At 72.4% G+C, this 18,377-nt stretch carries 11 protein-coding genes; 2 read left to right on the forward strand and 9 right to left on the reverse strand.

The window, feature by feature from the left end; all coding sequences use genetic code 11:
• Nucleotides 1–166: 166 nt before the first annotated feature.
• The 7 genes from MA875_RS13290 to MA875_RS13320 form a co-directional block, all read right to left on the reverse strand.
• Nucleotides 167–3,001, reverse strand: coding sequence for an AfsR/SARP family transcriptional regulator (locus MA875_RS13290; protein ID WP_248242734.1), 2,835 nt, complete (start codon nucleotides 2,999–3,001; stop codon nucleotides 167–169).
• Complete coding sequence (locus MA875_RS13295) at nucleotides 2,998–5,808, reverse strand: ATP-binding protein (protein ID WP_248242735.1); 2,811 nt, start codon at nucleotides 5,806–5,808, stop codon at nucleotides 2,998–3,000. The genes MA875_RS13290 and MA875_RS13295 overlap by 4 nt, the downstream gene beginning before the upstream one ends.
• A 139-nt stretch (nucleotides 5,809–5,947) precedes the next feature.
• Nucleotides 5,948–7,534, reverse strand: coding sequence for a S1C family serine protease (locus MA875_RS13300; RefSeq protein ID WP_248242736.1), 1,587 nt, complete (start codon nucleotides 7,532–7,534; stop codon nucleotides 5,948–5,950).
• A gap of 164 nt (nucleotides 7,535–7,698) precedes the next feature.
• Nucleotides 7,699–8,322, reverse strand: coding sequence for a hypothetical protein (locus MA875_RS13305; RefSeq protein WP_248242737.1), 624 nt, complete (start codon nucleotides 8,320–8,322; stop codon nucleotides 7,699–7,701).
• Nucleotides 8,323–8,814: 492 nt separating this feature from the next.
• A complete protein-coding gene (ligD, locus tag MA875_RS13310) occupies nucleotides 8,815–9,849 on the reverse strand; it encodes a non-homologous end-joining DNA ligase (protein ID WP_248242739.1) in 1,035 nt (344 codons plus the stop codon).
• 33 nt (nucleotides 9,850–9,882) lie between these two features.
• Nucleotides 9,883–10,983: an SseB family protein gene (locus MA875_RS13315; RefSeq protein WP_248242740.1), complete on the reverse strand. Its 1,101-nt coding sequence runs from the start codon at nucleotides 10,981–10,983 to the stop codon at nucleotides 9,883–9,885.
• 234 nt (nucleotides 10,984–11,217) lie between these two features.
• Nucleotides 11,218–13,680 carry an ATP-dependent helicase gene (locus MA875_RS13320; RefSeq protein ID WP_248242741.1) on the reverse strand — a complete coding sequence of 821 codons (2,463 nt, stop codon included), beginning with the start codon at nucleotides 13,678–13,680 and terminating at the stop codon, nucleotides 11,218–11,220.
• A gap of 84 nt (nucleotides 13,681–13,764) precedes the next feature.
• Here MA875_RS13320 and MA875_RS13325 point away from each other — a divergent pair, with 84 nt between their 5' ends.
• Both MA875_RS13325 and MA875_RS13330 read left to right on the forward strand, forming a co-directional pair.
• Nucleotides 13,765–14,805, forward strand: coding sequence for a lactonase family protein (locus MA875_RS13325; protein WP_248242742.1), 1,041 nt, complete (start codon nucleotides 13,765–13,767; stop codon nucleotides 14,803–14,805).
• Nucleotides 14,806–15,220: 415 nt separating this feature from the next.
• Nucleotides 15,221–16,207, forward strand: a complete 987-nt coding sequence (locus MA875_RS13330) for an aldo/keto reductase (protein WP_248242743.1) — start codon at nucleotides 15,221–15,223, stop codon at nucleotides 16,205–16,207.
• A 24-nt stretch (nucleotides 16,208–16,231) separates the two neighbouring features.
• Here the strand turns inward: MA875_RS13330 and MA875_RS13335 are convergent, their stop codons facing one another.
• Together MA875_RS13335 and MA875_RS13340 are read right to left on the reverse strand one after the other, a co-directional pair.
• On the reverse strand, nucleotides 16,232–17,377 hold the full coding sequence (locus tag MA875_RS13335) for an ABC transporter permease (RefSeq protein WP_248242744.1): 1,146 nt from the start codon (nucleotides 17,375–17,377) through the stop codon (nucleotides 16,232–16,234).
• Nucleotides 17,374–18,348: an ABC transporter ATP-binding protein gene (locus tag MA875_RS13340; protein ID WP_443677187.1), complete on the reverse strand. Its 975-nt coding sequence runs from the start codon at nucleotides 18,346–18,348 to the stop codon at nucleotides 17,374–17,376. The genes MA875_RS13335 and MA875_RS13340 overlap by 4 nt, the downstream gene beginning before the upstream one ends.
• Nucleotides 18,349–18,377 lie beyond the last annotated feature (29 nt).

Below are 18,377 nucleotides of genomic sequence, written 5' to 3' on the forward strand. Positions count from 1 at the left end.
AGGTACCGCCCGCTCGCCTGGCGCAAAGCGCGGCCCGCGACCGCCGAACGTGACAGGCGAAGCGACGAAGCGCCCGGCAGCGGCAGGTATCACCCGCTCGCTTGGCGCGAAGGGCGACGCGCAACCGCCGAACGTGACAGGCGAAGCGGCCCGCGACGGGTGCGGGTCAGGCCCGGGCGGCCGCCGCGGCGGCGCGGTCCAGCGCCCACCCGAAGTCGCGCGCCGCGCCGCGCGCCCGCGCGACATCCCACTCCTCTCCCAGGCCGGCGGCCGCACGCGCGCGGAACGGCTCGGCGTACGACCCGTCCGACGCGACGGGGTGGAATCCGAAGCGCGGCCCGAGCGCGTCGACCAGACCGAACAGCTCGGCGGCGTCGACCGGCGCGCCGAGCTCCACCAGCGCGACGGCGATCGCGTTGACGGCGGCCAGCGCGCTGATCCGGTCCTCCCGCGCAAGCGAGTGGCCCGCGCCGGTGCGGAGGATCCCCACCGCGTCGCGCGCGCGCCCGACCTCGGTCAGCACCTTGCCGGTGATGTAGCAGGTCGCCGCGAGCGTCCAGGTGTGGCCGATCTCCGCGGCCAGCCGGTACCCCTCCTCGAGGCTGTCGAGCGCCTGAGCCGGGTGACCGGCGATCCGCAGCGCGTCGCCGCGGATGTAGAGGTGATCGGCGATCGCCCACCGGTCGTCGTCACCGACCTCGGCGCGCAGGCGCGCGGCGATCGCCAGCTCGGCCTCCCGCCCATCGATGTTTCCCTCCACGGCGGCGAGCGAGCCCAGCAGGGTGTGCGCGATCATCGCGTGCGGCGCATCGGCGGCCTCGTCGGCGGCATCCGCGAACCGGCGCAGCGCATGCACCGTCTTCAGCGGATCGCCGCCGACAGCCTGCATGAACGTCGCGGCATACAGGGCGCGCGCCTCGGCGCGCGGCAGGCGGGGACCGGGCACCGCCAGCGCCTGATCGATGAGGCTCAGCGCCTCGTCGGCCTGCCCGCGCTCGTACCAGAACCACGCGAGCGACCCGACGAGCTCGACCGCGAGCGGACGATCCCCCGAGCGGATGGCGCGGGCCGTGGCATCCTGCAGATCGGCGGCGTAGCCGCGCATTGACGCGCGCGCCTTCGGCGCCGCCGTCGAGCGCAGCAGCGGTGCCGTGCGCTCGGCGTACGCGGCCATCCAGCGTCCGTGCCGCCCCTCCCAGTCCCCGCCGTCATCGGCCTGAAGGTGCGCTCGGGCGTACCGGCGCACGGTGTCCAGCAGCCGGAATCGCCTCTCGCCTCCTCCCGCACCCGCGGGGACGACGAGCGAGCGGCGCACGAGCGCGATGGTCATCTCCCGTGCGTCGGCTCCCTCGATCCGGCAGATGCCTGCCACGGCATCGAGTCCGAACGGGCCCGAGAAGCGGGCCAGCTGCCCGAGCGTGCGGCGCTCGTCGTCGGAGATCATCCCGACGCTCCAGTCGATCGCGGCATCGAGCGAATCGTGCCGGCCCGTGCCGCGACCCGGCGCGAGGGCCTCGAGCGAACCGGCGACCTCGCCGAGGCTCAGGACGTCCAGACGGGCGGCGGCGAGCTCGATGGCGAGCGGCAGACCGTCGAGCGCGACGCACAGTCGCCGCACGGCAGTGCGGTCGTCGTCGCTCCACGCCGTGGTCCCGCTGCTCTCGGACGCGCGCTGGAGGAACAGGTCGACCGCGTCATCCAGTGCCCCGCCGAGCAGCGGCTCGACCGCCACGACCCGCTCGCCCGCCATGCGCATCGCCTCGCGGCTCGTGACGAGCACGCTGAGCCCGGCGCACCGCTCGAGCAGGGCGGACGCCAGGGCGGCCGTCGCCCCCAGCACGTGCTCGGCGTTGTCGAACACCACGAGCGTCCGCCGTCCACCGAGCGCCGCCGCGATCGCGTCGATCTCGCTGACGCATCCGAGGGTCTCGGCGACCGCGCCGATGAGGCGGTCGGGCGAGCGGATGACGGTGAGATCGACGAACCACTGGGCGTCGTCGTCGCTGCCCGCACCCCGGCGGGCCACCTCGGCGGCCAGGCGCGTCTTGCCGACACCGGCGGGGCCGGTGAGCGTCACGAGCCGCGACTGCGCCCGGGCATCGGCGATCCGATCGAGCTCGGCGGCCCTGCCGATCAGCGCCGAACGCCGCGATTGCACCCCCGCGGCGGGATCGACCGGGCCCCCGTGCTCCCCGACGCGCACGCCCCGCGCCGCGCCGACGGCCCCCGATGCGTCGCCGCCCCGCACCGCACCGGCCTCCGCCGCCGGGCCCGGGGCGCCCCCCGCACCGCCGTGCGACTCGCCGCGCAGGATCCCGTCGCGCAGCCGCGACCACGTCTCGGGCACCGCTCCCCCGACCTCGCGCCGGTGCGCGACCCGCCGGTCGATCTCGCCGAGGGCGTCGGCGGTGCGTCCCCCCTCGGCGAGCGCCTGCGCCAGCCGACGGCCCATCTCGTCATCGTCGAGGTCGTCGGCCCACGGCGCGAGAGCTGCCAGGGCATTGGCGGGGCGGGCGGCGGCGAGCTCCCGATCGGCGCGTTCGGCAGCGGCGGCGCGCCGCAGCATCCCGAGCTCGGTGAGCACCGGCGCGGCGAAGGGGAACTCCGACACCCGGGCCAGCGGCGCCCCCGTCCAGAGGGCCTCGGCCTCGGCGAGCGCCGCCGCGCGGTCGTCACCGGTGGTCTCGAGCAATCGGCGGAAGCGGATGACGTCGACCGCTGCGGGGTCGACGGCCAGCCGGTATCCGCCGCGCCCGCCGGGCAGGAGGTCGCCCCATCCGCGTGTGCGCAGTCGGGACAGGTGCGCCCGAAGACTCGAGACGACACTGTCGGATGCCGCGGGCCAGAGTGCCTCGACGAGCTCGCCGGTCGTGAACGATCGCTCCGGGTCGAGCGCGAGACGGCAGAGGATCGCCTCGGGGATCGCGCCGCGCACCGGCGGCGGCGCCCCGTCGCCGGTGACACGCAGGCCGCCGAAGAGGTGGATCCGCACGTCGGTCACGGCGAGGCATCCGGGTCGGCGGGCGATGCGCCTTCGGGCGACGGGTCGGCGGCCATCGAGAACTCCCGGCGCGGGAGGCGCGCGAGCATGTCGCGCACCTCGGGCCACCCGCATCGCCTGCCCTGCGCGTACTGGTGCGCGAACTCGGGCGGGGTCATCCCCGCACTGAGCGAGTCCCGCAGGCGCTCCGCGTCCTCCCCCTCGACGACGGCGGTGCTGTAGTCGTACTGGCGCCCGATCTCCTCGACAGCTCCGAGCAGGCGCGCCCCGGTCTCGTGGCGCTCGACGAAGGCGCAGGCCCCGGCGATGACGAACACCACCGCGAGCGCGCCGGCGGCGTCCTCGTTCGCGCGGGCCTCGTCCACCGCGCCGACCGCGACATCGATGGCCTCCTTCGGCCGGCGCGCATCCACGAGGGTCTTGGCGGCGACGTACTTCGACGTCGTGATCATCCAGGTGTAGCCGATCGACGCCGCGATCCGGTACGAGGCGCGCAGCGCACGCAGCGCGTCATCCGTCCTCCCCTGCGCCCGCCGGATCTGGCCTTCCGACATGCTGACCTCCGCCCGCGCCCACGCCTGGGCCTCGCCCGTCAGGTGACGAGCCTGGGCGAGAAGGGTCTCGCCCACGTCGGCCTGACCGAAGATCGCCCGGCCGTAGGCCTCGCGGGCGAGGGCCACCGCGGTCACCGACGGGTCGGCGAGCCGCTCGCCCTCGGCGCGTGCCCGCGCGATGGCGCCGAACCCCGCCGCGGCGTCGCCGGTCTGATAGGCGAGATTCGCCAGCTCGAGCCACGCGATCCCATCCAGCGGCGTCGGATCGCCCGGCAGCTCGAGCGCCCGCTCGAGCCGGCTTCTCCCCTCGACCATGAGGCCGCGGAGGAACCAGTACTGCGCCTGTCCCGCCGCCAGCCGCACCGCCGCGTCGCGGTCACCCGCCGCCACCGCCGTCTCGAACGCCTCGGTGAGATCGGCCCGGAAGTCATCGAGCACCGCCATGCTGTCGCGCGCCTCGAAGGTGCGCAGCGTCGGACCGAGCGAGGTGGTGAGGTCGGCGAACCACCACCGGTACCGCAGCCGCCACATCGCCGCCCGCGCCGGGTCTTCCCGCTCGGCGAGGTACTCCCGCGTCGACTCGAGCATGCGGAACCGGCGCCGACCGGTGCTGCCGCGCTCGACGGCGAGGAGCGACTTGCCCACGAGCTCGTCGAGAAGGGCGACGGTGTCGCCCCAGGGGCGACCGGATGCTCCGGAGACGGCCCCCACGGTGAAGGCACCGGCGAAGCGGGAGGTCTCCTGGACCAGCTCGCGCTGCGCGTCGCTCAGCTGGCCGAAGGTCCAGTCGATCGCGGTGCGGACGCTGTCGTGCCGTCCCCGCGTCGCGGCGTGCGCACCGATCCCCTCGCGCACCTGGGCGGCGTCGAGCACGTCGAGCCGCGCCGCGGCCAGCTCGAGCGCGAGCGGGATGCCCTCGAGCTCCGCGCAGAGTGCGCGGGCGTCGTCGAGCTCGCCGTCGTCGAAGCCGTACCCGCCTCGGGCGTCGGCCGCGCGTTCGGCGAACAGTCGCCACGCGTCGGCGTGCGCCTCGCCCACGAGCGGGCGCAGCACGACGACCTCCTCGCCCGACAGCCGGAGCGGCTCGCGGCTGGTCACCACGATGCGCACCCCGTCGGTTCCCTGCAGCAGCCGATCGACGGCGACGGCGAGCGCGCCGAGCACGTGGTCGGCGTTGTCGAGGAGCAGCAGGATGCGGCCGGAGCGAAGACGCCGCACGATGGCATCCATTGTCAGTTCACGCGCGCGCACGACGGCCGCGATCGCCGCGACCACCTCGTCGGGCTGGCGGAAATCGGCGAGGTCGACCATGTACTGCTCGTCGTCGAGGGCGGTCGTGGCCTCGCGGGCGAGCTCGACCGCGGTACGGGTCTTCCCCACCCCGGCGGGCCCGACGATCGTGATGAGGCGTCGGTCGCGGCGACGCTCGCGCAGGCGTGCGAGATCGTCGGCGCGCCCGACGAAGCGGGTGAGCGGGATGCCGACGCCCACCCGTCGCACGGCCGCACCGGTGTGGTGGGTGACCACCTCGGGGTCCATCCGCACGATGGAGGCACGCAGCGACTGCAGCCGGGGTGAGGGGTCGAGGCCGCGGTCGTCGCGGAGGCGCGTGGTGAACGCGTCGATGGCGGTGAGCGCGTCGGGAATGCGCGCGGAGCGGGCGAGGGCGGTGGCGAGCAGGCGCACCGGTCGCTCGTCGAAGGGGTGGCGCTGGGCGGTGCCGGCGAGCACCGAGGTCGCGAGCGCCGCGTCGCCGAGGTCGAGGGCCTGCTCGCCGAGATCCTCCTCCAGCAGCCGCCGATCGGCGAGATGGCGCGCGCGCACGGCGGAGACGAACGGGATGGCGTCAAGGCCCGGGAGCGGGTCTCGCGCCGCCCGCGCGGCGATCTCGCCGAGGGCGGACAGCCGCTCCTCCGACGCCGGCAGGCGGCCGGCCGCGGCGAGCTCCGCGCGCAGCCGCAGCAAGTCGACCCGATCGGCCGGCACGTCGAGGGAGTAGCCTCCACGGGCTCCGACCAGGTGCGCGCCGAGCCCGGCTGCCCGCAGCCGCGACAGATGGGCCCGGAGAGTGGAGAGCACGTTCGCGGGGGGCTGCGGCCAGACATCCGCGATCAGCTCCTCGGCGGGGACGATGTCTCCGGCGCTCAGCGCCAGGCGCGAGACGAGCGCTTTGGGGATGTCGCCGCGCAGGGCGACGACCTCGTCGTCGACGCGCACCTCGACCAGGCCCAGCAGGCGCACGTCCACCGTCACGCTCACTCCCCCCTCGGCGATGCGCGTCGACCCCGCGCCGGTGACCGGGGCGGGGACTGTCAGTGATGTTTCCGTTGACATTGTGGTGCAATCCCGTCGTGAGGTGGGGCCCCGACCTGCCGGTCGGGGCCCCACGGTGTCAGAAGGCGGCGGCGAAGCTGCCCAGGGCGTGGTCGATCGCGTAGAGGTCGCTCTCGGTGAGAGCGGTGACCGCGAGCACGATGACGTACTGCCCGTCGTTGGAGTAGGCGGCGAGCATCAGATAATCGGCCGCGGATTCGCCGCATCCGGTCCAGTACTGGAAGACGCCGGAGTGCAGATCGTCGGTGTACTCGTCGATGGCACCCTGCGTGCAGCCCGACTGCTCGAGGTAGTCGGCGGTCATGCCCAGCCACTCCTCGGGCTGGATCGTCGCCGTCGCCGCCGGAGCGGCGACCACCGAAACCCCCGGCACCGACCAGCCCGACGCGAACGCCGCGACATCCGTGCTGGCATCGATCCGTGCCCACTGACCGCCGCGCGGATCGGTGTAGACCGAGGTGTCGAGGTCGCCCCAGGCGGCCGGCACATCGACCGTGACGCTCCCCGTGTCATCCACGATCGAGACGTACTCCTCGGCCGAAACGGCTCCCGAACCGCCCGACCCGCCGGTTCCCCCGCCGCCCGAGCTCGCGCCGGCCTGCGTGGCCACCGAGACCGCTTCGACGGGCTCGCCGTTGAACTGCCCGGTGTAGTAGACGCCCTCGGCGGGGCGGTACAGCTCCACCGACAGCGTGGCGTCATGGCCGTGCGTGCGCAGCACGTCGCAGTAGTCGGCCATGGTGCCGTCGACGCCCACCGAGACGCCCTCCATCTTGGTGAGGAGGTCGCCGGGCGCGACGCCGGCGGTGTCGGCCGCCGACCCGGAGGCGACGGAGTTGACCCAGATGCCGAGCCCCTCGCCCTCCTCGGTCATGAGGGCGGTGCCGTTGATGCCGAGGCTCAGCACGCTCTCACCCTCGCTCAGCTGCTCGATGACCTTCTGCACCTCGTCGCGGTGGATGGCGAGGTTCTGGTCGTACTGGTCGTTGCCGGCGTAGTTCACCCCGACCAGTCGCCCCTCGGCGTCGATCAGCGGACCCCCGGAGTTGCCGCCGCGGATGCGCGCGTCGTGCTCGATCACGTGGTCGAGCGAGGCCCACGGGGTGTCGACCGCCGTGTCGGCCTTCGACACGATGCCGCGGGTCATGGTGAACTCCGGGTCACCGAGCGGGAAGCCCGCCGCGTACACGTCGGTCGCGGTGGTGATCTCACCCTCCCGCCAGGTGAAGTGCGGGTAGTCGTCGTCCTGCAGCTGGATGACCGCGAGGTCGAGACACTCCGACGAGCCGAGCACCTTGGCGTTGAGCGTCTCGCTCGTGTCGCCGCCGCGCCAGACCTTCAGCGTGCCGGCGCCGACCACGACGTGGTTGTTGGTGACGGCCAGGCCGTCCTCGCTGATGAGGAAGCCCGAGCCGCGACCGGCCGCTTCGTAGCCGCCCATCTCGGGGGAGACGAAGGTGCCGACGGCCTCGATCTGGATGGTCGCCGTCTGGATGTCGTCGAAGCCGACGCCCGCGGGCTCGGCGGCTTCGGGAGTGACGAAGCTCATGCACCCGGTGAGGGCCAGAGCGGTCGTCGTGAGCATGGCCGCACCGGCCGGCAGAAGCCGTGAGCGAGTGCGACGAGAAGGTGCGGTGGTGTTCATGTCGCCGAAGTTACGGACGGAATCGGATGCCGGAGCGAGCCGATCCGGCCGTGCAATGTTCGTGCAATCCGAGGTTGCACGAGGGGGTGCGGGGTGTGCGGTTGGTGCGGTGTGTTCGGGACGGGCGTTGCGTGCGGTTCGGGCGGTGGGTGCGGGGCGGGCGTTCATTGTGCGGCCAGCCGTTCAGTGAGTTCGTCGCCGTAGGCGCGGACGGCGTCGGTGAAGTCGTCGGTCGGACCGACGCAGGTGTCGGAGGTCGACACGTCGCACGCCGCGGCGCGGAAGGCGGCGGCGGCGTCTTCTGCGGCGGTCGCCGCGGCGAGGAGCTCGTCGTCGGCCCCGGCGGCGGCTGCTCGATCGGCCGCGCCGTCGATCATCTCGAGGGCCTCGATGGCGATGCCGACGCAGTTCTCGTCGCCCATCGCGATGTTCACGCTGCCGCAGAAGTTGTCGTACCAGCGGTCCTGGAACAGCGCGATCGCGCCGGCCTCCGTCTCGATGAACCCTACGTCTCCGCCGGCCGGGCGGGTTCCCCCGGGGTCGGCGGTGCCGGTGCCGGTTCCGGTGTCGGTGCCGGTGTCGGTCGTCTGCGCCGGCGCGGGGTCTGTCGTCGTGGCGGGCGCCGGCTCGGCGCCCGAGGCGCCGAGCGAGAAGGTGCAGCCGGTGAGCGTGACGGCGGCGAGCAGCGCCGCTGCGGCGGCCGCGGCGAGGCGGCGCTGAAGCGGCGTCGACGCCTCAGTGCCGTCGGCGTGGCCGTCGGTGTGAGCGGGTGCGGGTGCAGTGTGCATGGGTGGTCCTTTGCGGTTCGGGGTGCCGGGTCATCCGGCACGCGCCGACGCTACGAGGACCGTTGCGCGCCCACCGGGTCGCTCCACGCCGCGCAATCTTCGTGCAACCTTCCGCCCCGGCATCCGCTCCCCCGGCGACATCCGCCCGTTTTCCGCCGCTCCGAGGGCCGAATGTGACGGGCGAAGCGAGACCCTTCCCGCTCTCCCGACGACATCCGCCCCATTTCGCTCGCTCCGGGGGCCGAACGTGACGGGCGAAGCCAGGCACGCGCGTGTGGGCGACTGCTGCGCGACGCCGGGCCGCGGCATCCCGCACTGCTCCCGTACGCCGACCACCCGAGCTTCACCCGTCACAAAGCGCGCCCCTGCCCGACGATTCGTGACAAGCGAAGCGTGAGCACGCCCGCATCCACGCCTCCGCCTGTCGCGAAGCGCGAACCCGCGCCACACTTCGCGTCAGGCGAAGCGGAGGCGCCCCGGCAGCGGCGCCCGCTACTCCTTCGGCCAGTTCGCCTCGTTCTTCCGGCTCGGCTGCACCCGCGGCGGCTCGCCCGGCATCTTCGGGAAGTCGGGCGGGAAGGGCAGCTCGCCGAGCCCCTCGTCGAGGTCGCGCTGCCACCACTCCAGCAGCACGTCGATGCGCCCCGGTGCCTCGAGCATCCCCTCCCACGGGTCGCCCATTCTCGCCAGCCGCTCCGGCACCGAACGCACCGTGAACGCGCCCGGGTCGACATCCGCCAGCTCGTCCCAGGTGATCGGCGTCGACACGGTTGCCCCGGCGAGCGCCCGCGGGCTGTACGCCCCCGCCATGGTGCGGTCGCGGTTGGCCTGGTTGAAGTCGATGAAGATGCGCTCGCCGCGCTCCTCCTTCCACCAGTTCGTGGTCACGCGGTCGGGCATCCGGCGCTCGAGCTCCCGCCCGGCGGCGATCACGGCATGGCGGACATCGAGGAACTCCCATTCCGGCTCGATGGGGCAGAAGACATGGATGCCGCGATTGCCGCTGGTCTTCAGGTAGGCCGTGAGTCCCGCCTCGGCGAGCACCTCGCGGAGGGCAGGCGCCACCGCGGCGGCGTCGGCGAAGTCGGTGCCCGGCTGCGGGTCGAGGTCGATCCGCAGCTCGACGGGGTTGTCGGTGTTCGTCGTCAGCGACGCCCAGGGGTGGAACACGATCGTGTTCATCTGCGCCGCCCACACCACCGCGGCCGGCTCGGTGAGCACGATCTGCGGATGGCGCCGCCCGCTGTTGTACCGGACGGTCACCGCCTCGACGTAATCGGGCGTGCCCTTCGGCGGGTTCTTGGAGTAGAACCGCTCCCCCTCGACCGACTCGGGGAAACGCTCGAGCGAGACCGGCCGGTTGCCGTTCGCGGCGAGGAACGGACCCGACACCGTCATCAGGTACTCGGCGAGCTCGCGCTTGGTGATCCCGAGCGCGGGCCACAGCACACGGTCGGGGTTCGACAGGCGCACCTCGCGGTCGCCCGCGGGCCCCGGAACGGTCAGCATCGTGAAGGGGCTCGCCATGCATGCGACGCTAGCGCGTGACCCCCCTGCGCGTCAGGGGAGGATCAGCGCGAGCTCCTCGCGGTCGAGCCGGATCCAGGGACCGGCGGCATCGACGAGGATGCCGGCGAGCGCGGCGTCCGCGGCGAGCGCGGCGCCGAGCCGGTCGACCGTGATCGGGGCGGCTTTGTCACCGCGGCCGATCGCCGCCACCTCGAGCGGGTGCGTGAACACCTGCAGCAGCCGCTCACCGTTCGCCCGAGCCTCGGCGACACCCACCTTGCCGTCCGGCGTCTCGTTCACCGCCACCCAGAGCCGCGCGCCGGGCAGCGCCGCGACGACGTCGGCGCCGGTCGCCGCCGTGCGCGGTCCCGCGAGGAGGTGCTTCACCAGGGCGTTGGGGTCGGCCTGGTCGAGCATCCGCTCAATGAGTTCCCGCGGAATGACCGCGCGCGCGGGCGCCGACGACGGGTCGATGATGATGCCGGCGTAGGAACCGGAGAGCACGTGCCGGAGCACGGTCGCCGCAGGCTGCGCGACCGCGGACGTGCCCTGGTCACCGTCCGATGCGACGCTTGCCTGCAGCGCAGCACCGCCGCTGAAGGCCAGCACGTACTGCTTGTCGCCGACGGTCGCGATGGCGAGGGGAAGCTGCGCCCCCTCCGACAGCAGCTGGCGGGCGTCGCCCTTGATCCGCAGGAACAGCTGGCCCTGCAGGAGCTGCCGGGCGACGTGGATCAGGTCGAGCGATTCGGGCTTCTCGGGAAGACCCCGCAGCGCCTGGATGACCAGACCGTTGTCGGGGAGCCCCGGGACGGTCTGCGTCGGCGCGGGCGCCTCGGCCGGGCCGGGGGCGCGGGGGGCCGGGGCCGGGGTACCTGGGGCGGGTTGCGCCGTCGGCGGGCTGGCAGCGGCGCGGGGCGCACCGTAGGTCGAGACCGAGATGTTCACGTGCGGAACGGGTTCCTCGCCGGGTGAGGCAGCGGATGCCGCGTCGCCGCCCGCCGCGTCGTCCTCGCCGTCGCGCGGGGCCAGCCCGGGTGCCTCCGCGACGTCGACGTCGGTCTCGGGAGCCTTGGGGTCGGGCGTTCCCGTCTGCGCGTCCGCGTCGTCGCTGTGGTCGTCGGTCTTCTTACGTCGCCCGAAGAGTGCCATCGTGCCAGCCTACGCGGCGGCCCTGCGGGCCGCGCCCGACTTCTCCCCCGCGACCCGTCACAAAACGTCGCCCAGGACCGCGACGAGCAGCAGATTCTGACGGGTCGCGGACCCGTCCACGCGACCCGTCAGAAAACGCGGCCCGCAAACGGCCCGCGCCGCAGAATCTGACGGGTCGCGCCATAAGCGCGGGCGCGCGTCCGGCTCACGACGCCGCGGGGGGGCGGCACGCGCCTACAGCTTCGCGATCGGCGCGATCTTCACCAACAGCTTCTTCATGCCGACCTTCTCGAAGCGCACGTGCGCCACGCGCTTCGCGCCCTCACCGGTGATCGCGTCGATGCGGCCCTCGCCGAAATCGTCGTGACGGATGCGATCGCCCGGCGCCAGCTCCATATCGCCGTTGTCGCGGACCTTCGCCGGAATGCGATTGGCGAACTTCTCCAGAGACGTCGACTTCGGCACCAGGTCGTCTCCGTACCGCCGGCCCGACCCGCCGAATCCCGACCCCGACCCGCCGCGCCGCGCGTTGAGCGCCCGCGACTGGGTGCCGCCGCGCGAGTTGACGTCGCCCGGCGACTGCCGCCAGTCGAGCAGATCCGACGGGATCTCCTGCAGGAACCGGCTCGGCATCGCCACCGACACCTCGCCGAACTGCGCACGCGTCATCGCCAGCGTCAGGTACAGCCGTTTGCGCGCTCGGGTGACGCCGACGTAGAACAGCCGCCGTTCCTCCTGCGGACCGCCCGGCTCGCCGGCCGAGATCCGGTGCGGGATCAGGTCCTCTTCCACACCGGTGACGAAGACCGCGTCGTACTCGAGGCCCTTCGCGGTGTGCATCGTCATGAGCGACACCGACCCCGAGGCATCCTCGAGATCATCGGCGTCCGAGACCAGCGCCACCTCGGTGAGGAAGTCGACGATCGTCCCCTCGGGGTTGTTGCGCGCGAACTCGCGGGCGACCGCGACGAGCTCGTCGAGGTTTTCCACCCGCGCCTCGTCCTGCGGGTCGCGGCTCGCGCGCAGCGCGTCGTAGTACCCGCTCTTGGTCAGCAGCAGCTGCAGGCCGTCGGCAACGGCCGTCGGCGGGGGCAGCTCGCCCGATGCGGGCAGCATGAGATCGGATGCCTCGGCGAGAACCGCATCCAGGTGCGCGATCGCCGCCTGGATCTTCGGCCCCACTCCGAGCGCCGACGCATTGCCCAGCGCGTCGCGGAAGGTGATCTGCTCGTCGGCGGCGTACCGGCTGATCGTCTCGATCGTGACATCCCCGATGCCGCGGCGCGGACGGTTGATGATGCGCCGCATCGCCATCTCGTCGGCGGGGTTCGCCACGGCGACGAGGTACGCCAGGGCGTCTTTGATCTCGGCGCGCTCGTAGAACTTCGTACCGCCCATGATCTTGTACGGCACGGCCGCGCGGATGAAGATCTCCTCCAGCGCACGCGACTGCGAGTTGGTGCGGTAGAACACCGCCATCTGGTCGTACGGCACCCCGCCCTTGTGCAGCACCTCGATCTCGTCGGCGACGAACTGCGCCTCGTCGTGCTGCGAGTACCCGGTGAAGCCGACGATCTTCTCGCCGGCACCGACGTCGGTCCACAGGCGTTTGTCTTTGCGGTCGAAGTTGTGGCTGATCACCGCATTCGCGGCCGACAGGATGTTCTGCGTCGACCGGTAGTTCTGCTCGAGCAGCACCACCTTCGCGCCCGGGAAGTCGCGCTCGAACTCGCTGATGTTGCGGATGTCCGCGCCGCGGAACGCGTAGATCGACTGGTCGGAGTCACCGACGACCGTCAGCGACGCCGCCTCTTCGGTCGCCGGCGCGTCGAAGATCATCATGCCGCCCGACTCGGCGATGGGGCCGCCATCCGACCCCGGCGCCCGGGTCAGCTCGTGGATCAGCGCGTACTGCGAGTGGTTGGTGTCCTGATACTCGTCGACGAGGATGTGCCGGAACCGCCGGCGATACACATCCGCGACCTGCGGGAACGCCCGGAACAGGTACACCGTCTGGGCGATGAGGTCGTCGAAGTCGAAGGCATTCGCCTGCTGCAGCTCGCGCTGATACGAGGCGAACACGGCGCAGAAGACCCGCTCGGCCGGGTCGTTCATGTTCGCCGAGCGGGCGTACGACTCCGCGTCGGCGAGCTCGTTCTTGAGCTTGGAGATCTTGCTCTGCACCGCCGAGGGGGTCAGCCCGTACGCATCCGCTTCGTGCTCCTTCACCAGCCGTTTGACGAGCGCGCGCGAGTCGCCGGAATCGTAGATCGTGAACGACCTGGTGAACCCGAACTGCTCGGCCTCGCGCCGCAGGATCCGCACGCACGCCGAGTGGAACGTCGAGATCCACATGCCCTGCGACCGGTCGCCGACCAGCTGATGCACACGCTCGCGCATCTCGCCGGCGGCCTTGTTGGTGAAGGTGATCGCGAGGATCTGGCTCGGCCACGCCTCCTTGTTGCGCAGCAGCGACGCGATGCGCCGCGTCAGCACGCTGGTCTTGCCCGATCCGGCACCGGCGACGATGAGGAGCGCCTGACCGCGGTAGGTCACCGCCTCGCGCTGCTCGGGGTTGAGGCCGGCGAGCAGGTCTTCGTCGACACGGGCGCCGGAGCCCGGTCGGGGCCCGCGATCGCCGTCGACGATGAGGGGGACGGATGCCGCGGGACGCGCGGCCGGAGAGACGTCAGTCATTGCCCGTCAAGTCTAGGTCGGGGCTCGGACATGCAGCAGGGACCACCCCTCGAGCCGCCGCGACCCTGCGCCTACGATCGGAGGATGACCGACTCTGCGCTCGTCCTCGTTGCAAACGCCGGTGACGGCTCGATCAGCGTCTTCCGGTTCGAAGACGAGCGGATGACGCGGCTCGCCGTCACGGAGGGGCTCACCGGCTGCTCGACGTTCGCCGTCGATGCGGAACGCGACCTGGTCTACGCGGGAGTGAAGGGGGCGACCGAGGGTGAGCCCGCCGGCATCCTCACCCTCGCACTCGACAGGCACACCGGTCGGCTGGAGCGGCGCTCGCGCCTCGACCTCCCGGACGGCGGCATGAACTACCTCGCGCTGACCCGCGACGGAACGGGCCTGCTCGGTGCCGCCTACAGCGGCGGCTACGGCATCAGCTGCCGCGTCGACGACGGCGTGGTGGGCGAGCCGGTGAGCCGCGTGGAGTTCCGGAACCTCCACGCGGTGCTGCCGAGCACCGACGGGCGGTTCGCGTACTTCGTGTCGCTCGGCGACGACCTCGTCGCGCAGTACGCGCTCGACGACGACCTCTCGCTCGTTCCGCTCACCCCCGAGACGGTCGCCGCCCCCGAGGGGAGCGGCCCGCGCCACCTCGTGCTGAACGCCGCGCAGGACGCGGTGTACGTGCTGACGGAGTTCTCGGGCGAGGTGCTGCACTACGCCCGTGACACCTCCGACGGCACACTGCGTCTCGCCGGCGCAGCGCCGGCGTTCGATCCGTCGAAGGATCTGACGCACAGCACCTTCGGCGCCGACCCGATGGCGGGGCACCTCACCTGGGGCGCCGACCTGCACTTCGGCGCCGACGAGCGGTACCTCTGGGCGACCGAGCGCACCGAGAGCACCCTCGCCGCGGTCGCGGTGGGTGCCGATGGCGGGGTCACCGCGCCGACCCGGTTCTTCGAGACCGAGCCGCAGCCGCGCGGCTTTGCGCTGAGCGCCGACGGACGCTTCCTCGTCGCCGCGGGCGAGCGCTCGACGACCGTGTCGCTGTACGCCGTCGACGGCGACGCCCTCGACCTCCTCGAGCGGGTCGAGACGGGCCGCGGGGCGAACTGGGTCCGCTTCGTCTGAGCCCTCCCGCCCGCGAGGGTGCACTCCCCGCGCTCACCCGCACCTTCTGCGATGCCAGCGCCTCGAGCGTGCGTTTCGCCGCGCGGTCATCGAGGCGTCCTGCCCGCACCTCGCCGTAGACCAATCGCAGGGCGTCGGAGCGCATGATCGCCGGCGCGACGAGGGAGTGCGCGCCCGCGACATCCCTCTCGTCGGCCAGGAGCCGCAGCGCCGTCGGCGCGTCGATCGCGAATCTCGTCATGCGCCGAGCCTGCCACCGGTCACCGACACCCGCGTGGGTGCACGGGCGGATGCCGCGCCGCGACGCTCTTCGCGCGTCGCGATGTGTCGACGCGTTTCCCTGCCGGCGCCTTGCGGCGTAGCGTCGTCCGAGGAAATCCGGACGCGCGCCCGGATGCGCAGAAGGAGCAGCACCATGCACACACGCACCCTCGGCCAGGGCCTGGAGGTCTCGGCGATCGGACTCGGATGCATGGGGATGTCGCAGAGCTACGGCCCGAACCCCGGCACCCGTGACGACATGATCGGAGTGCTGCGTGCAGCCGTCGACCTCGGCGTGACGTTCTTCGACACCGCCGAGGTGTACGGCCCGTACGTCAACGAGGAACTCGTCGGTGAGGCGCTCGCGCCGGTGCGCGACGGCGTCGTGCTCGCGACGAAGTTCGGGTGGGACATTCAGGACGGCAGAAGCGTCGGCGTGAACAGTCGGCCCGACCACATCCGCCGCGTCGCGGAGGAGTCGCTGCGGCGGCTTCGCACCGACGTCATCGACCTCTTCTACCAGCATCGCGTCGACCCCGACGTCCCCATCGAGGACGTCGCCGGAACCGTCGCCGAGCTCGTCGCCGAGGGGAAAGTGCGGCACTTCGGTCTCTCCGAGGCATCCGCGTCGACCATTCGCCGTGCCCACGCGGTGTTCCCCGTGACGGCGCTGCAGAGCGAGTACTCGCTGTGGACCCGCGACCCCGAGACCGACGTGCTGCCCGTCGTCGGCGAGCTCGGCATGGGATTCGTGCCGTTCAGCCCGCTCGGCCGTGGGTATCTCACCGGGACGATGGATGCGTCGACGACGCTCGCCGACGATGACATGCGCCGCGCGCTCCCACGGTTCGAGAAGGAGAACCTGACCGCCAACCGCGCGCTCATCGATGAGGTCGCGCGGCTCGCTGCGGCCAAGGATGCGACGCCGGGCCAGATCGCGCTGGCGTGGCTGCTGGCGCAGCAGCCGTGGATCGTGCCAATCCCCGGCACGCGCCGCGTCGAGCGGATCGCCGAGAACAACGCCGCGACGACCGTCGCGCTGTCGGCGGACGAGCGCGACGACCTCAATCGGCTCGCGCAGCGCATCGGCGTGCACGGCGATCGTTACAACGCGCAGCACTTCCGTTTCGTCGACCGCTGATCGGCGCCCCCGCGGCGAGCGGCGCTACGCGATGCGCGTGCCGGGCGGCAGGCGCCGCGACGGCGTGTGCGTCCGCACCGCGGCGCGCCACATCAGCAGCGCCAGCAGCGCCAGCTGCACGCCGAGTCCCACGAACCAACTGGGCACGGTGCCCGCGACCTGCTCCTCCGACGTCGGGTAATCGCCCCCGGGTACACCCGTCGCGTTGTCGCACTCGTCGTATTCCTGCACGGGGTCGGGCGCGATCTGCGCCGTCCGCACCCCGACCTTGAGCGCGCCGAACGCATCGATCGGGTACCCGTCGCGCCACACCGTGGGCGTCGCGTCGGCGAGGATCACGAATGGATTCGCCGCCAGCAGCCACCACACCCGATCGAAGCGAGGCGATGTGTAGGTCGAGGTCATCCACGGCCCGCACTCGTACTCCGGCTCCTCCACCCCGGGCCCGAAACCGAGGTCGACGCACTCCGGGGACGGGGTGGTCGCGCCGGGCTCGGCCGTCATGCATTCCTCGGGCACCTGCATCGGCTCGTTCCACACCGGCTGCAGATAACGCTGACGCGACTCGATCTCGGTCGGGAAGGCGGTGCCCACCAGGCCGAAGGCGATGGGCGTTCCCACCACGAGCGCCGCGACGGTCAGGTAGGTGACCGCCACCGAGAACAGGGGACGAGCGAGGATGCCGCTGAGCGCGACCCCCAATCCCGCGACGACCGCGACCTCGACGATGAGGATCACCAGCGAGACCAGCAGCACATCGGCGCGCACCTCGCCGAACACCGCGGCGAAGATGAGGAACGGCGCCGAGACGACGAGGAACGCCAGGCCGGTGACCCACGCGGCCAGGAACTTGCCGACGATGATGTCGGTGGTCGTCGCGAGCGTCACCTGCACGGGCGCGAGCGTCGCCGCGTCGCGGTCGCCGTTGATCGCATTTCCACTCAGAGTCGGCGAGACGAGCACCACCAGCAGCAGCACGAAGAACACGATGATCGAGTACGCGGTGCTGCCCGCCTGCTGGAACGCGTCGCGCGGCACCGAGATGAAGGTCAGCGCCGTGACGCCCAGCAGCAGCACACCGAAGATGCCGAGCAGCACATACCAGGCGACACTGCGGACGCGCTGGGTCAATTCCAGACGGATGATGGTGGCGATGCGCTGAGCGTTCATCGGTCGCCCTCCCCCGTGGTCGATGTGACGCCCGGCGCCGCCGGCGCCTCTCTCAGCTCGAGGAGCGTCTGCTCGAGCCGGCCCGTCGACGGGGCGAACTCCACCACCGCGACGCCCGCCGCGACGATCGCCGCGAGTCCCGCGGCGGCGTCGGTGTCGTTTGCGAAGCCGACGAGCGCGCCGGCACGGTCGCCCGTGACATCCGTCCGCTGGAGCGCCGTCGCGATCGCGGCCTGCGCGGCCGCCGGATCACCCCCGGCGACCCGCACACGCCAGTACCGCTGACGCTGCGCCGAGGCGGCGACCCGGTCGGCCGAGACCGACTCGCCGGCGATAAGGAACGCCGCGTCGTCGACGAGCTCCTCGAGTTCGGACAGGATGTGGCTCGAGATCAGAACGGTGCGACCGTCATCGGCGAGGCGCCGCAGGAGCACCCGCAGGTGCACCCGCGATTCGGGGTCGAGGCCCGACGCGGGCTCGTCGAGCAGCAGCACCCGCGGATTGTGGACGAGGGCGCGGGCCAGGCCGAGACGCTGCTTCTGCCCCCGCGAGAGCACCCGCGCCGGCGACGCGGCGAGCGCGCGGAGGTCGAGCAGGTCGATGAGCGCCTCGGCCCGGTCCGCCGCCTCGTCGCGCGGCAGGTCGTAGAGCCTCCCCGTGGTCACGAGCGTCTCGCGCACCGTGAGCGAGCCCCAGGCGCCGAGCGCGTCAGGCATCCACCCGATGACCGCCCGCGCGCGCTGCGGCTCGGCGACCGGGTCGATCCCCGCGACGCGGATCTCGCCCGCATCGGGCGCGAGCAGCGACGACAGCATGAGCAGCAGCGTGGTCTTCCCCGACCCGTTCGGGCCGACGAGGCCGGTGACCTTGCCCGGCCGGGCGTGCAGGCTCACATCGCGCACGGCATGCACCTCGCCGAACGACCGGCGCACATGAGTGGCGACGATGCCGTCGTCCGCTCCCGTCGGCACCGGAGCACCGGCCGGCACCGAAGCCCCCG

This window comes from Microbacterium kunmingense (genome assembly GCF_023155745.1).
In the GTDB taxonomy this organism is placed as follows: Bacteria; Actinomycetota; Actinomycetes; order Actinomycetales; family Microbacteriaceae; genus Microbacterium; species Microbacterium kunmingense.